This is a genomic window from Qingshengfaniella alkalisoli (genome assembly GCF_007855645.1).
Taxonomy (GTDB): domain Bacteria; phylum Pseudomonadota; class Alphaproteobacteria; order Rhodobacterales; family Rhodobacteraceae; genus Qingshengfaniella; species Qingshengfaniella alkalisoli.
The window spans coordinates 52,231-65,792 of the sequence record NZ_CP042262.1 but is presented as its reverse complement, the minus strand read 5'-3'; the positions used below and the strand labels follow the sequence as shown (position 1 = coordinate 65,792).

At 60.1% G+C, this 13,562-nt stretch carries 12 protein-coding genes and 1 pseudogene; 4 read left to right on the top strand and 9 right to left on the bottom strand.

From position 1 onward, the window contains the following. Window positions 1–134: 134 nt before the first annotated feature. From FPZ52_RS11735 to FPZ52_RS11715, 5 genes are all read right to left on the bottom strand, one after another. Window positions 135–1,910 carry a relaxase/mobilization nuclease domain-containing protein gene (locus tag FPZ52_RS11735; protein ID WP_168201336.1) on the bottom strand — a complete coding sequence of 592 codons (1,776 nt, stop codon included), beginning with the start codon at window positions 1,908–1,910 and terminating at the stop codon, window positions 135–137. Further along, complete coding sequence (locus FPZ52_RS11730) at window positions 1,888–2,256, bottom strand: plasmid mobilization protein (protein ID WP_146365809.1); 369 nt, start codon at window positions 2,254–2,256, stop codon at window positions 1,888–1,890. The genes FPZ52_RS11735 and FPZ52_RS11730 overlap by 23 nt, the downstream gene beginning before the upstream one ends. Continuing rightward, the gene (locus tag FPZ52_RS11725) at window positions 2,249–2,659 is read right to left on the bottom strand and encodes a hypothetical protein (RefSeq protein ID WP_146365808.1); all 411 of its coding nucleotides are present in this window, start codon (window positions 2,657–2,659) and stop codon (window positions 2,249–2,251) included. Before FPZ52_RS11725 ends, FPZ52_RS11730 begins: the two co-directional genes overlap by 8 nt. Window positions 2,660–3,346: 687 nt before the next feature. Beyond that, window positions 3,347–4,093, bottom strand: a complete 747-nt coding sequence (locus tag FPZ52_RS11720; protein ID WP_146365807.1) for a hypothetical protein — start codon at window positions 4,091–4,093, stop codon at window positions 3,347–3,349. 132 nt (window positions 4,094–4,225) lie between these two features. After that, a complete protein-coding gene (locus FPZ52_RS11715; RefSeq protein ID WP_168201335.1) occupies window positions 4,226–5,551 on the bottom strand; it encodes a vWA domain-containing protein in 1,326 nt (441 codons plus the stop codon). On the opposite strand from FPZ52_RS11715, the gene FPZ52_RS18945 reads away from it, so the two are divergent. The 4 genes from FPZ52_RS18945 to FPZ52_RS11700 all read left to right on the top strand — a co-directional run bounded on the left by FPZ52_RS18945 (window position 5,513) and on the right by FPZ52_RS11700 (window position 9,672). Further along, on the top strand, window positions 5,513–5,839 hold the full coding sequence (locus tag FPZ52_RS18945; protein WP_168201334.1) for a hypothetical protein: 327 nt from the start codon (window positions 5,513–5,515) through the stop codon (window positions 5,837–5,839). The genes FPZ52_RS11715 and FPZ52_RS18945 overlap by 39 nt on opposite strands. Before the next feature lie 40 nt (window positions 5,840–5,879). Then, window positions 5,880–6,974 (top strand): lysozyme inhibitor LprI family protein, encoded by a 1,095-nt coding sequence (locus FPZ52_RS11710; protein WP_146365805.1) that lies wholly within the window; start codon window positions 5,880–5,882, stop codon window positions 6,972–6,974. A gap of 281 nt (window positions 6,975–7,255) precedes the next feature. Then, window positions 7,256–8,419, top strand: coding sequence for an ATP-binding protein (locus FPZ52_RS11705; RefSeq protein WP_146365804.1), 1,164 nt, complete (start codon window positions 7,256–7,258; stop codon window positions 8,417–8,419). Between the two features lie 239 nt (window positions 8,420–8,658). After that, the gene (locus tag FPZ52_RS11700) at window positions 8,659–9,672 is read left to right on the top strand and encodes a purine-nucleoside phosphorylase (RefSeq protein ID WP_146365803.1); all 1,014 of its coding nucleotides are present in this window, start codon (window positions 8,659–8,661) and stop codon (window positions 9,670–9,672) included. Between the two features lie 202 nt (window positions 9,673–9,874). Here the strand turns inward: FPZ52_RS11700 and tnpA are convergent. The 4 genes and pseudogenes from tnpA to FPZ52_RS11680 all read right to left on the bottom strand — a co-directional run bounded on the left by tnpA (window position 9,875) and on the right by FPZ52_RS11680 (window position 13,561). Continuing rightward, window positions 9,875–10,291: pseudogene (gene tnpA / locus FPZ52_RS19590) on the bottom strand (IS200/IS605 family transposase). Between the two features lie 225 nt (window positions 10,292–10,516). Next, the gene (locus FPZ52_RS11690; RefSeq protein WP_146366112.1) at window positions 10,517–11,956 is read right to left on the bottom strand and encodes an alkaline phosphatase D family protein; all 1,440 of its coding nucleotides are present in this window, start codon (window positions 11,954–11,956) and stop codon (window positions 10,517–10,519) included. A gap of 131 nt (window positions 11,957–12,087) precedes the next feature. After that, window positions 12,088–12,807, bottom strand: a complete 720-nt coding sequence (locus FPZ52_RS11685; protein WP_146365802.1) for a tellurite resistance TerB family protein — start codon at window positions 12,805–12,807, stop codon at window positions 12,088–12,090. Window positions 12,808–12,919: 112 nt separating this feature from the next. After that, window positions 12,920–13,561 (bottom strand): cation efflux transmembrane domain-containing protein, encoded by a 642-nt coding sequence (locus FPZ52_RS11680; RefSeq protein ID WP_146365801.1) that lies wholly within the window; start codon window positions 13,559–13,561, stop codon window positions 12,920–12,922. Window position 13,562: the final 1 nt, after the last annotated feature.

Genomic DNA, 13,562 nt, shown 5'->3' with positions numbered 1-13,562 from the left:
CAATGTGTCGCAAACCGGCTGCATCCCCGATGTCGAATTATGTGGACAACCCATGGGTAATCGACAGGTTTTTCAGGATTGTGCAGAAACGGACAACGTGGACAGCCTGCTTCGCACTGTGCCGACCTCGATGCCTATGGGAACGACATCGCTGTTTCATCCGTCACCCGTCTTTCTGCGGACCGCTTGCTCCGATCTCCATACGCGTATGCGTGCGACCGATGTCGACAATCCCGGAGCATGGGTGACAGGCGCTCGAACAGGTCGTTGGCATCATCGTCATGCCCGCTGATAATCGTGACAGATCGATCTCCCACCAGATCGCATGCCTGCTCAGCCTGACGACAGGGAGGATCACTCGAGGCAACGATCACCAGGCAATCCGGACACTCCAAAGAACACTGAATTCCCAATCTTGTATCAGCGACAATGATGCACTCCCGGGCGTCGCGAGGTCCCAGCGTACAAAGCGCCAGATCACTCTGCGGATCCATTACGCGCAAAGCGCCATCTGGCTGTTCCGTGATCAGCGCATATCCCAACGCGCCAGAACGGCCCCCTCTGCGCGGTAGCAGGATGGTCTTGTTGCCCAAATCTCGCAGACCGGCCGCGAGTCTTTCTTTATCCGGCACCCGCAAGTTGCTCACCCCATCAAGGGTCGGGCCATGCCAAAGCTGGCGCAGATATGTATGGTCGATCTCACTTTCCGATGTCGCATCTTGCAATGCCAGCCGCCGCAGGACGTGGCGATAGCGCAGGCGGGACTGACGACATGGATCGGAGGGCTCCCTGGCACCGCCAAGGCCGAATTCAGACAGAACAGGGACCGGTTGAGTGGCGCGCAGGTGGCGCAAATCCTCGATCTGCTGCTGTCGGAGCGCATGACGGAAACTCATCGCAACAATCCTGTGCATTCCCGCGACGGTGGTGGCCAGCCGCCTTCGCTCGTGGCTATGCTTCGTTTGCAGATCATGGATGGCATTCCGTCGAGCCCGTCGCGCATCGTGATACGCCCGCCTCCTGTCGGACCGCGATTGTCTGCTCTCTGCAAGGTGATCGGAAGCCGGAACATAGTCGCCCAACCGGCTGAGAAGTGTGGGCAGGGCATAACCGGTGCCGAGTTGACCGGCGGGCATCCAGCCGCCGCTGTCTTGGTCTTCGATCCGAGCGCCCGGTCCATGTCGCAAATACCGCATGCCGCATGCATGCAGTCTGACGTGCAGTGCGGACCAGCTTGTTGCAGTGTCGATCGCACGCCTGAGCCTGCTCAACCCCGTCGCGGTCAACCGGTCCCGCAGGGGAAAACGCCCGCCGCGCAGATCGCGACCGCGCTGCGCCCGCGGATCTGGTCGCAACCCCGCCGCACGCGCGTCTCGACGGGCATCCCAATGCTTTGCAGTCTGTGGTGCCAGCTCGATCTCCCCATGGATATATGCGCGCTTGAACCGGCCGCGATCGGGCGGCCAGCCAAAGGCGTGTTCGACCCTCCGGCATCCCAGTTCGAGCCGCGCATAGTCGTGACTCAATGACAACGCCCGGCCCGTCAGCGGATGCACACGGTTGAGCACAATGTGACAATGGACATTGCGGCGATCCCGGTGGACGGCAATGACATACTGATACGCCGCTCCATCCAGTTCGCGTATCACCAGTCGTGCGGCAGCAATGATCTCGGCATCCCGCGGCTGTTCGCCATCACCCCACGATAATACGAGATGATAGGCTGGATCGCGCAGCCGTGCGTTCCGTCCGGCGCAGACTCTCATCTGAAGCGCGGCATCCCGCCAATCGCCCGCGAGGTTGCCCGTGACCACTATGCAGGCCTTGCCGCAGCAATAGTCGATAAGAGCCTTGAACGAAACTGCCGATGGTTTGTGCCTGCGACGGCTATGGATCACTTTTGCCAGCACTGCCTGCATCCTTGATCAACTCGCGCTGCATCCCGGCGCTGCGCTTGCTGTAGCGACGCACCTGTTCTGCTTCTTTGACAAGACCGGCCTGATCGAGGCAATGGGAAGCTGCTGTGAGCCATCCTCCGACATACCCGAGATAACCCACAAACTTTGCCGTCAGTTGCTGACCCGATGAATTGTCACCGAGTCCACGCTCGCGCAGATACTCTGCCGCAGAGCCATATCCTTCGCGCCGGGCTCTGGCCTCGATCAAGCGGCGCTGCCCGGGTGCAACGCGCACCTGGATGACAGCGCTTTTGCGCCGCAGCTCGGAACGCGCGCGGCCATCCCCCGCCTTAGCCACCGGGGTGTTCCTGCGCCGCCCTGGTCTGCACGACGGAGGACGTTTCCGCCGTCGCAATCGACTGATGTCCTGCGACTCCATAGTCGCTCGCACGCGCCGCCGGCCTCGCACTCCGGGGCGCGCGCTTGCCCGCCCTGGATACCTTGCCTTTTGCTGCCTCCAGGTCGCGCAGGTACCCGCGCAACGTCGCAGGCTTGATCGCAACATGATGCTTGCCAAGCATCATGGCGATATCTTCGATCGAATAGCCCAGTTCGTCGCGGGCGCGCAGGATGTCCTGCGCCATCTCCTTAACCGCTTCGCGATTGGTAAAGCTGGTCTTGGGCTTCGGCTCGAGCGCCTGCAGCATCGCCCGCATCTCATCAAGCCCGTCCCGGCTGATCGGACCAGTTGTCGTCGTCATGTCGGTTTTTCCCGTTAGAATTGTAACCGACACGAAAATTATCCACGACCGATGAAAATCCGAAAGGCTTTTTTGACCTCCGGACCGCGCACGCATCTCGACGCCAGTCAGTCACGCTATCTGTGCAGGAGCACCCCGGATTGTCCTGGGCTAATAACTGGGGGCTAATAACTGGCAGGGTATGCGGACGGCAATACCGTCCCGGTTGAGGAGCCCGTTGGCGTATTACAAAGCTTTAGCATAGCTCGATCCGGAACCGAGCTGGAATTGGTCCGCCCAGGTAACTCGGGAGAGTAGCCGAACAATGTCTCTCGCAATTCGACGCCCTGGGCGGGCTTGTAGCGGCAGCTCGGAATCCTCCGGTATGTTCACCTCCACCGGACAGGGACCCATCTTCTTGCAGGGGAGTTGTCACCTTAACCGAAGGGTGGTTCGCTCAGCGCCATTGAAGCAGGTCTGAAGGGATGCTGGCGGCTGCTTCCCACGCGCGGTGAACTTCCATCGGGTGGCAGCGAGTGGTCAGGGCATCGTAGCCGGATAATGTGAGAGGGATCCCGCTCGCGGATCTCATCAAAGCCCCGGCAAGGTAAGTGCCGCGCGAACAGACCGGACAAATGACTGCCAGCCCGCAAGATCGTCATCGTCGAAACTCTCGCAAATGGGGGCTGCCCACAAATGACAACTCCTCTATGGACCTTCCACCGGATCGAAATCAAAGCCACTACCTATGTCGTCGAACGAAAGCAGCGGCGCAGGTGCCGACTGGGTCCACTCGATCCGTTCGGCATCGTCTTCGATGGAGCCGTATATGTGTTTCGTATCACCCGTCAGGTAGTTGACGCTGATCGAACGTGTCGAACCGGTGTTTCGCGAAACGACCGTCTCGTCATAACCGATCAGCCAGAAGCCGTTGTCCTGCCAGCGAAACGTAAAGACGCTGCTGCCCATGTCCCAGGTTCCGGCGCTGAAGAACCGACCGAGCGTGACGCGCAACCTGCCACCCGTCAGGGCAATCCCGCCAACAGCGGCTCCGTTCAGAGGATCGTCCATCGTCGGATTGTCGCGCCGGGGGATGAGCGCGTGGTTCTCCGCCACCAGCGCGTAACCGCCCTCGGGCTGGCCTAACGCGATACCGAGCATGCGTGGATTGGTATCCAGCGGGTTCTCGCCCAGCCCGTCAGGATGGATCACCTTGGCGGGATCGTCCTCGCGCAGAAGCAGCACCACATCCGCGATACCATCGGCGTTCAGGTCACCTTGCAACTGTTTCTCGACAGACCATCCATGTGGTTTGAACTGTTCTGCCCTATGGGCAGCAGATGGCAATGTAGGGATGTCCACCTTCGGAATATCCAGTTCCTGCGCAAGAACCGGCAAAGCATGGATCATTCCGGAGAGAACCAGGACCGCGCCGTGTAGCGGCACGAATTTCAACGGCTCACATCGCAAGCCTGCACACCACTCATTCGCTGGCCATGAGATCACCGGGACAACCTCCCGTATCGCATGCACCCATGACCGAATTCGTCTGAAGCGCGGCATCACGGAAAGATCCAGCGACATATCTTATTCAACCAGGACAGGTGCGCGACTCAGGACCTTCTGATTGCCGATATCCAACAGCCGTAGTTCATATTCTCCGGGCTGTTGCGGCATTTGAACCGGGACCGGAGGCGGGCCATCTATCGAGATCGCCGATATCCAGGTGAAGATGGCCTGATCCGCCCGTGCTACGGCAAGGCGCAAATCTCCTTCAGCAGGTTCGCCTTCCCACGCAACGTCGATTTCGGAACCTGGTGCAGCGGATTCAGGCAAGATCAGCGTTGCGCCAGTCGAAAGCTGGGCACCTGCCGGAAGTACTTCGACACTCGACCGGGCAAGGACCCGGCTTCCTTCGGCAAGAACGTAGCGCAGCTCGTAGAGGCCAGGATCCTCCGGCGCGGCAAGCCTCATCTCGCCAGCCTCGCCAACACGCCGAAAGTTCGCGTTTTCATCGTCGGGGCTACCGGCGGGAACCATCACGATATAGTCTCTGGGGTGAATTCCCGCCGACCAGCCGACGGAGATCTCTTCTCCGCTTCGTGTCTGGTCCGGCGCAGAAATCGTCACCACGGGCTCTGTTACCTCAACCTGCGCCGTCGCAAGAACGCGCGGACCTTCTTCCAGCACGTAGCGCAGCTCATAAAGACCCGGATCGGCTGGGGCGATCAGTTCACCTTCGGATTCGTCCTGTGCGCGAATAAAGTTTCCGGTGTCGGGTTCATCCGCGCCCACCGGCACCACGGTAATCAGGTCGCGCGGCTCACGTGCGAGCGGTGACCAACCTATGGTAAATGCCGATCCCTGAATGACCCTTTCGGCAGCACTCAGGGCTACGTCCGAAACGGGGGTCGGTTCGGCCTCGGGCTGCGGAGCAGGTTCCGCGACTGCCACCCCGACCTCGCTGAAGGCTGCCCCCAGTTCCTGAGCATTGGCCGCGACCAGGAACCGGCCACCGATCGCGTCAGCGATACAGGCAAGGGATGCCGTGTTCTCATTACCGCCCAGACCAAAGCAGACGACATGCGCGGTAAAGTCCACTCCGGCGCGCTCAAGCGTTTCGGCAAGGGCGCAGGGGTCGCGTTCACAGCTTTCCAGCCCATCCGAAATCAGGATAACGGTAGCGGGATTATTGCGGAAGGAAAGCGCTTCGGCCGCCTGTTCCACGGCATCTGTCAGGGGCGTCTTGCCGGTGGGCGTGATCCCGTTCACCCGTTCGAGGAAGGTTTCGGAGTCCAGCGGACCTGCCGACAGGATCGTCTCGATATCTCCGCAATCACCCTCGCGGCGGTGGCCATAGGCCATCAGCCCCACTTGCGTATCCGCGCCAACCCCTCCGATCAGATTACCCATCGCTTCGCGCTCGATTTCGACCTTGGCGGTGCCGTCGATCTGCCCCACATCGAGTTCGACCCGTCGAACACAACCATTACGTCTTCGGCGCTGACACTCGCAGCAAATGACGACAATCGGCAGATGGCGGTGCGGCATATCAAGGCACCCGTGATCAATGCCGGATTATCTAGACAGATTTTCCAGACCATTCCAACCTTCTTCGAACCGATCATCTGGACCTTTCACCCGGCACCGAGGCAAGCGCTGCCCGGTCATCGCATGCGCCAGTTGACCTCGATGGGATAGCAACGCATAAACATGGCGGCTTACGCTACGGGAATTCCGGATGAGACCACTTGCCACGTCGGCTGCACTGATCATTTCCGCCCTGTCTGTCAGCAACACTGCCTCTGCTGAAACAACAGCATTGCTTCCCGCCCAGGCCACGCAATCCGGGTCGAACTGGGCCGACGAGACGACAGAATTCGCAAGCCTCGACGCCTCTGCGTCACGAGAAGCCTGCCGCAGAGTCCGGACACTGGAGCCGCCCGACGCCGACTGGCCCGACGACGCGGAGCAGCGGGCGTTGAACGGGTGCAGCTCGGCAGCACTCTATTACGGCGTCGGCCAAGATCCGGACCCTTTGCGTGCGCGGCACTGCGCCTTGCTGGAGGCGCGCCAAGGCGACTATGATCGAGGGCCGTTCGCGGGGTTGGCCATCCTCATGATGATCTATGCCAACGGGTTTGGCGTCGAGCGAGATCTCGATCTCGCCACATCGCTCGCGTGCCGGATTGACGGAGCGCCGGCAGAAGTCGGCGGGCGGGTGGAGCATATACAGCACCTCGGACCGGACGTGACCTTTGACTTCTGCGACGATATTACCAGCGGGCTTGCGGCAGGGTTATGCGCCTCGCGCGACGCATGGATCGCGGGCACGAAGAGAGAAAACAAGCTGGACAGCTTCACCGCAACCCTGTCTCCGGAGCTTCAAGACAGGTTTGTTGCACTCCGAGACGCGGCCAACACCTATGCCGAGACGAGCGGGTCCAACGAAGTCGATCTCAGCGGAACGGCCCGCGCTGTATTCGTGATCGAGCGGCGCGAGAGCATCAAGTGGGGCTTCGTCGGCACGCTGGATGGCATCGAAGATGGCTCGCTGATCCTGCCGCCGCCAGAGGAGCTAGTATCGCACGACCGGGAACTGAACGAAGCCTATGCCCTGGTGATGGCAATAGAGTCTCAAGAAGGGGCGGAAGACCGCCTACCCTACACCACGGTTACAAAACAGGGCATCCGAGAGTCCGAACGCCGCTGGCTGGAGTATCGCGAGGCCTGGGTCGAGTTTGCAGCCGGCAAATACCCCCACATTGCGTCGGACGGATTGCGCGCTGAACTGACCCGTCGCAGAACGGAGTTTCTTGCGGGCTTCATTCACTGACCGCCGAGCAAGCCTCAGCCAGCGTCAGATTGGGGGCGTCTACACATTCAGAGCATCTGGCATCGGGTCTGCTGTGACTCATTCCGTCAACAATTGTCACGCGCCCATAGCAGTTCCTCTGTGTGGATTTCCGCTGAGAAGTGACCCGGTATTTTCAGCAATATTTGACCCACACTTGTTTATGTATCAGCGACTATTTGACGGTCACGCTGGCCACGCCTGCATTTCAGCAAACAAAAATAACCTTGTATATCTTCCATTGAGTGGAGTAATTACAAGGAATGTACCCACGTAGAATCAATCGCTCTGTGATGATTGCTCTTGCAAATCAGGCGGCTGTTGTCCTTCTGGGGCCCCGACAGGTCGGGAAAACCACGCTTGCGCTCGGCATCGCAGAGCAACGCCCATCCGTATATCTGGATCTGGAGCGTGACGCAGATCGGCAAATCCTGATCGAGCCCGACCTCTATCTGGACGAGCAGATCGGACGGCTCGTGATCCTGGATGAAGTCCAGCAGATGCCGGGTCTGTTCAAAAGCCTTCGCGGGCAGATCGACATGCGACGACGCAAGGGGTTTCGCTCGGGGCAGTTCCTGCTGCTCGGATCCGCATCAAATGCTCTGCTTCACCAATCGGCCGAGTCGCTCGCCGGTCGCGTGCGTTACATCGAGATGCCCACGCTGCGGCTTGATGAGGTGGGCGAGAACCGGTTGAGCGATTTGTGGTTGCGCGGCGGTTTCCCCGATAGTTTTCAGGCGGACAGCGCACAGGCCAGCATGGCATGGCGAGAGGATTTTCTGCGTACTTATCTTGAACGCGACATCCCTTCCCTGGGTCCGCGCATCCCGGCAACCACATTGCGCCGTTTCTGGACGATGCTGGCACATGCGCAGGGTGGTTTGCTGAATGCCGCGGCGCTGGCAGAAGGTCTCGGCGTATCCGGCCAAACCATTGGCCGTTATCTCGATCTGCTCGTCGATCTGATGCTGGTGCGGCACCTGCAGCCCTGGCACGAGAATGTCGGCAAACGTCTGGTCAAGTCGCCCAAGGTTTTCGTGCGCGATAGCGGCCTCGTCCATGCCCTGCTCGGACTTGGCTCAATGGAGAGCCTGCTGGGGCATCCCGTGGTCGGTGGAAGCTGGGAAGGATTCTGTATCGAAAACCTTGTCGCTGCGGCTCCAACCGGAACGGAACCCTACTTCTACCGGACTGCGGCCGGGGCTGAAATCGACCTCGTTCTGCGACTTCCCAAGGATGAAATCTGGGCGATTGAGATAAAGCGCACCACATCACCCAAGGTGTCGCGCGGGTTTCATCTTGCGGCCGAAGACATCAAGGCAGACCGAAAACTGCTGGTCTATGCAGGTGAGCGGAATGTGCCCGCGAGTGACCGCCTGCGTGCGATACCGCTGGCCGCTGCTATCGACTTGCTGCGGGATCAGTAGCGCACAAGCCCTTTCCTATCTGCCGACCCCCGATATGTTAAAACTCGCAATCGCCGCGAGTGATCGGCTAGGCGCGGTAGTGACCCAATTCAATGCAGTAGACAGAGCTGCCTAATCCTTGTGCATAAAGGATATATCGCCGGCTCGGAAATGGCATATCGGGACGCGTATTCACATCTCCCCTGGAAGCCCAGACCCGCAAGGTGTTCTCTGCCGGTCAGCACAACCAAGGAGACAGCATGCTGTTCAGAGCCACCACGATTGCCGTCACGACCACCCTACTGCCCTTCGCCGCCTATGCTCAGGAAGCCTTTGCGCCGAAGGTGCTGGCCAACACCATGTTCGATGGCGAGACGAAGCCATGGCTAGACAATCTGGACCTCGACCGGAAAATCGATATCCCCGGCCTTCCGGAAAGCGCACCCGCGCTGAGCTGCAATGACGATATATGCGTCATGACCACGACGATGGGGTTCGCCAATGCGGCCGCATCCGTCACGGCCGTCGCCTTGAGCGACAAGCTGGACCTGTCGCAGACCTACACGATCATCGCAGGTATCGCTGGCGTTGACCCGGAAGAAGGCACGCTCGGCTCGGCGCATTGGGCGCGCTACGTCGTCGATGGCGGGCTGCGTCACCAGATCGATCCGCGCGAGATCCCGGAGGGCTGGGAGACCGGATCCCTGAAGCTCGGGACCGCGGAGCCTGGAGCCGATGGCGGCTGGGAAGCCGGAAGCGAGCTTTTCGAGCTCAATCCGGATCTCCTGACTGCAGCAGTTGAGGCGAGCAAAGCGGTTGAGCTTGCGGATTCCGACCAGGCGGCGGAGTACCGGGCAACCTATGACGCCGACGCCGCGCAGCAGGCTCCGTTCGTAAGCGCCTGTGACACGGTCTCGGCCGACACCTATTGGCACGGCACGACGATCGCGGCGGAAATGGAAGATCATGTCGCGACACTGACTGGCGGCAATGGTACCTACTGCACCTCGCAGATGGAGGATAACGCGACGCTTACCGCGCTCGAGCGCGGCGCGCAGGCGGGTCGCCTTGATTTCGGGCGCATCGCGGTGGTGCGGACCGGGTCGAATTTCGACCGCCAAGCACCGGAGCAGAGCGCGGCCGAGTCCCTATCCGCGGATTCCGGGGCGTTCGGTCCGGCAACCGAGAATGCTTTCCGCGTCGGAAACGCGCTTGCCCGCGAGATCATTGCGAACTGGGATGAATGGCAGGACGGCGTGCCGGCTTCCGATTGATGGCAGATTTGCGGGTGGAGTGTATTCCACCGCTCGCGCATATCGGCACGAAACCCCGGCACACATAGCGCCGGGGTGCTTCCGGTTTGGCTGCATTGATCCCGCCGGGATTGCCCAGGGCGCCCGTCATGCGATCGGCTGCCTTGTCGAAAGTGGCGAAAGGGCCCCATAGGCGCGGATGTTGTTCAGAATGACTGAAGCACTACCGGCTTCTGATGCCGGTAGGATCAGCGATATGCTTTTCGAGGTACTGAAGTACGATGTCTTCGGTGATAGCACCATTGGTCGTCGAGAAGTACCCGCGCCCCAGTAGCGGCAGCCCCCATAGCGCTAGCGGATATGTGGAAATTCGCGTCGCACCCGGAGGGACGAACGGCCCTTCATCTTGCGCACCAGATCGGAGATCGCGAGCTTTCGCAGTACGGATACAATGACATGGACGCGGTTGCTCGACAGCACCCCGCGCAAGATTTCGACACCGTTCCCGCGACGCACCTGCCGGCAAATGTCATACACGCAGCCGCAGCAATCCTGTCAAAACCTTGTAACGGTACTTCGTCAACCAGACGATATGATAGCAGTGATAGTACACGCAATGTTTGCCCGTGTCGTATTGCAGGATAAGATCATAGACCGATTCTTCATGCTGAAGCCGGTCCGGCTGGAAGTCGGAGGGTTTGCTCCAGAGCGTGGATACTGAAAACCGGCTGGCCTGCCGTGGGCCTTGTCGCCGTTTTAGGTATTCGACAAGAAGTGGTTGATGCCGCGCAAGAAGAGGTCGCAGGGACTATACCTATTGCGAGACTGCTTTGTCAGTCCGTTCAACGGCCACCTCGCGATCAGCTTATTGCGACAGTGCAAGCGGCGCGGTCATGCCGCTTTGCTCAAGGTCCCACCTTGCGGACCACGCGCCCGAATGTCGTTCAAGCAGCAGGTAATTGCGCTCGGCCACATAGCGGCTTGATTGCCCCGGCAGCCGCTCGATACGGATCGGATGGCCCGGCAGCGGAGCTTCGCCCAACCATGATAGCGCGCCCAATGTTCTTGCCCAAGCAGTTGGCGGGGCGCGGTGGGCGATCCCGGAGGCGACCAGTTGTTGAAGCTGCAGGCCCTGGCCCAGTTCCATGACCGCACGTGTGGCAAGATGGATCTCGCCGGAAATCGCGGTCAGATCGTGACCATCACGTAACGCCATGTCCTGAACCAGCCGCAGTATTCTGCGCCATTCCGTCCGATGCGCTCGGCTTTGCCATTGATCCCGAAGGTCGTCTTCGTATTTCTGCATCTGCGGAACCGCGATCATGAGCGCTTCCAACAGGGACAGCCGCGGGCCGAGCAAAGGCACGCTCGACATCAGGAATGTATGGCCTTGTGCGGGACCGGCGGCTTCGGCATCCATCATCGCCCAACCGCCTTGGCCCATGATCCGGTGCCGTGTGCGTTCAGACCGCAGATCCGGCGCAATAATGCTCAGATCGGACCCTTTGACGGACCACCCCAGATGGATCCCCGAAGGATCAGCAAAGCGTAAAGGCAGATCACCATCCAACGCGGCGTGCTGGAAGATCAGGAAACATTCGCGCGCGACCGAAAACAGTGTTTGTCCGACGGCGGATTCCGTTTGCGTCTCCGGCAGCGAGCCCCAACCATCGCAAATGTCGTGATCGTCCCATTGCATGAGCGACGGAACCCGCGCAGCAAGCCACGCAAATTCTGGCGATGCGTAAAGGGCGGCATAGCGTTCCAGAAAACGTTCCCGCAGGTGGAGGCGCAAATCTGCCAAAGCGTCGGCCGACGGATTTGACGGAACCCGTTCCGGCCAGTGCTCACTCAGGTCATGATCGCGCGTGACTTCGTCGGCATAGACCTGATCTCCGCCATGCAGCAGGAACGCGAAAGGCTGCCTGCAGTGTTCTTCCCGCAGACGTGCCCACATTGCGTTGCGTTCGGACCCTTCGCGATCCAGATCGCCGACCTCTTCGCCATTACACGACACATAGGCGAGCCGCAGATTCCCCAAGAGATCGAGTGACAGCGGGTAGCTATGGCCATCCCACACATATTCAGACGCCCGGTCGATCGGCACGGAAAAGCGGCAGCGATGCGCGGTTGCCGTCTCGAACTCGGCCAGGGCTTCTGTCGGAACAGACCGCCCCTCGATCTCGACGGGCGAAATGTTCTGGCCCTTCGGCGCAATAAACAGCGCCGCGAGATGCGCGTGGCCATCGCGGATATCATCCAGGATAAGGATTGGCCCGATGGGCAACGAAAGCTGGCACGGCATATCAGGAGAAACCCGGCAGTAAAAACTTGAAGCGGTCACGGAAGCCTTCAGGACGCTCCCAAAACAGTACAACGAGGCGTACCGCAATCACATCACGATACGCCAGTGCTGTAGGGTATCGAGCTTGTCCTTTACGTGCTCACCTGCCGGTGCACTGCCGCCACTTCCGCGTCAAGATGGTCCTTCAGTCCAACTGGCAGGGACAGTTCCTGCGCCAGTTGGGCAAGGTAGCGCTGCTCTTCGTCTGTATCCGGATCAACGGCCAGTGCGGATGCCATGTAAAGCTCTGCGCGCTGCTCATCTGTACGCGCAAGACGGGCCACGGCATTGGCATCCGCCGGTGCCGAGAAATAGTCAAACAATGCCGCCTTTTCTTCCTGACCCAACCCGAACTCCTGAATCTGTTCGCGGATCCGGTCGTGTTCCTCCTGATCGATGTGATCGTCCGACTTTGCCGCCGAAATCATGGCCCGCATTATGGCCAAACGGAAATCCCGTCCGGCAGCGTCCTGATCGTTCTCAAGATCAAATCCGCTATCTGCGGGCGGCTTGGGCAGATTCAGCGGGTCCGCTTCGGTGCCCGATGTCTTGTTCGTCTGCCAATCGCGATAAGCCTTATATGCAAGCCCACCGACCACGGCCATGCCACCGACCTTCAGTGCTTTGCCCCCAAGCTTGCGGCCCTTCTTGGTGCCCAGAACCAGCCCCATCAACCCGCCAGCAGCGGCCCCGCCCGCGAAACCGCCCGGCAACGCAGCATTGATCCGATCGACCGGCGACTGGCCCTTATCTGAAGACCCCGATGTGCCTTCATTGCCCAGAAAGCTGTTCAGAAGCTTGCTTACATCCATATCCAAGGTGCCTTTTCAAAGGTGATCCAAATAATCGACGTGGGGGTCGGAGACCTGCAGTTCAAGTCGCCTGCGACCGCTTGGCACGAAGGCCAGACGGCGAGCGCGAAAGCTAGCTCAGGACCGGCACCGTCTTGTTCCGGTTATCGCGCAGTTCGGCCATCGCATGACGAATGATCGTCATGGCCCCCTGCATCGCCAGAAGCGCCATGACAGCCGCGACGATCAGATCAGGCCAGCCGGTGCCGGTTCCAAACACACCAAGTGCTGCGGCCAGTACCGCGAGGTTCGCCAGCACATCGTTGCGTGAACAGATCCAGACCGAGCGCATATTTGCATCGCCATCGCGCCACGCATACAGCAGCACGAGACAGGCCGCATTGGCAATCAAGGCAGCAACACCAACCGCCCCCATCGTGCCCCAGGACGGCACCGTTCCGTTAAGCGCATGCCATATGACGTTTCCGGCAACCCAGAAACCGAACAGCCCCATCGAGCCACCTTTCACCAGCGCCGCGCGGGACCGCCAGCGGATATCGAACCCCAGAACGAAAAGGCTAATCCCGTAGTTCGCGGCGTCGGCGAAGAAATCGAGCGCATCGGCCTGCAAAGCCGCTGATCCGGCGGCCAAACCCGCAGTGATCTCGACAAGAAACATGACGAGATTGATCCCCAGCACGACCCAAAGAACGCCGCGGTAGCGCCCCGTAGCCGCAGCGCTGGAGGAACAGGTGTCGGTAGAACAACAGGGCATG

Coding starts and splice junctions, on each gene's coding strand:
- FPZ52_RS11725 (WP_146365808.1), bottom strand. CDS start 2,659: ATGACGACGACAACTGGTCCGATCAGCCGGGACGGGCTTGATGAGATG.
- FPZ52_RS11715 (WP_168201335.1), bottom strand. CDS start 5,551: ATGGGTAATCTGATCGGAGGGGTTGGCGCGGATACGCAAGTGGGGCTG.
- FPZ52_RS11710 (WP_146365805.1), top strand. CDS start 5,880: ATGAGACCACTTGCCACGTCGGCTGCACTGATCATTTCCGCCCTGTCT.
- FPZ52_RS11705 (WP_146365804.1), top strand. CDS start 7,256: ATGTACCCACGTAGAATCAATCGCTCTGTGATGATTGCTCTTGCAAAT.
- FPZ52_RS11700 (WP_146365803.1), top strand. CDS start 8,659: ATGCTGTTCAGAGCCACCACGATTGCCGTCACGACCACCCTACTGCCC.
- FPZ52_RS11690 (WP_146366112.1), bottom strand. CDS start 11,956: ATGCCGTGCCAGCTTTCGTTGCCCATCGGGCCAATCCTTATCCTGGAT.
- FPZ52_RS11685 (WP_146365802.1), bottom strand. CDS start 12,807: ATGGATGTAAGCAAGCTTCTGAACAGCTTTCTGGGCAATGAAGGCACA.
- FPZ52_RS11680 (WP_146365801.1), bottom strand. CDS start 13,561: ATGCCCTGTTGTTCTACCGACACCTGTTCCTCCAGCGCTGCGGCTACG.